The 675-nt window shown below is 47.1% G+C and carries 1 pseudogene; it reads left to right on the forward strand.

Annotated features, from left to right (window positions below):
• Window positions 1–675, forward strand: a pseudogene (locus tag LGZ98_RS23990) (IS5 family transposase); the annotation flags it as partial.

Here is a 675-nt window from a genome sequence, read left to right on the forward strand (position 1 = left end):
CCTGATGAAGCATGGGAGTTACTGCTCCCCTTATTGCCCCTCGAACATTCTCAACGGCCGGGACATCCTTATGTTGAACACCGCCGGGTTATCAACGGCATGTTTTGGATACTCTGTTCCGGTGCCCCCTGGCGGGATTTACCCGAACGTTATGGTTCCTGGAAAACCGTCTATAATCGCTTTAATCGGTGGGCAAAATCGGGGCTCATTAACCTCATTTTCAATAAGTTATTGTCAATACTGGATGAACAAGGTTTAGTTGATTGGTCAGCTATATCTCTGGATGGCAGTAACATTCGTGCGGCACATTGTGCGGCGGGCGCCAAAAAAAACATCCCGATGTCACCGAAGATCATGGCCTGGGTCGCTCTCAGGGTGGTTATGGCACCAAAATCCATCTGGCGGTCGATGGAAAAGGCTATCCACTGAATGTGGTACTCAGTGCAGGTCAATGTCATGAAAGTCAATATGCAGTGCGCCTGCTGGATGGTCTGGGTATTCAGCGTAAAAACGGTTTTATGAAACGTCGTTCAAAAGCGGTGATTGCTGATAAAGGTTATGCCAGCCACGCATTACGTAACCGGTTAAAAAGTCAGGGAATAAAAGTGATAATTCCCTATAAATCAAATGAAAAAGCGCGGTCAGATGGACGGGTTAAATTCGACCATGAAACGT

The organism is Photorhabdus kayaii (assembly GCF_025384895.1).
Taxonomy (GTDB): Bacteria; Pseudomonadota; Gammaproteobacteria; order Enterobacterales; family Enterobacteriaceae; genus Photorhabdus; species Photorhabdus kayaii.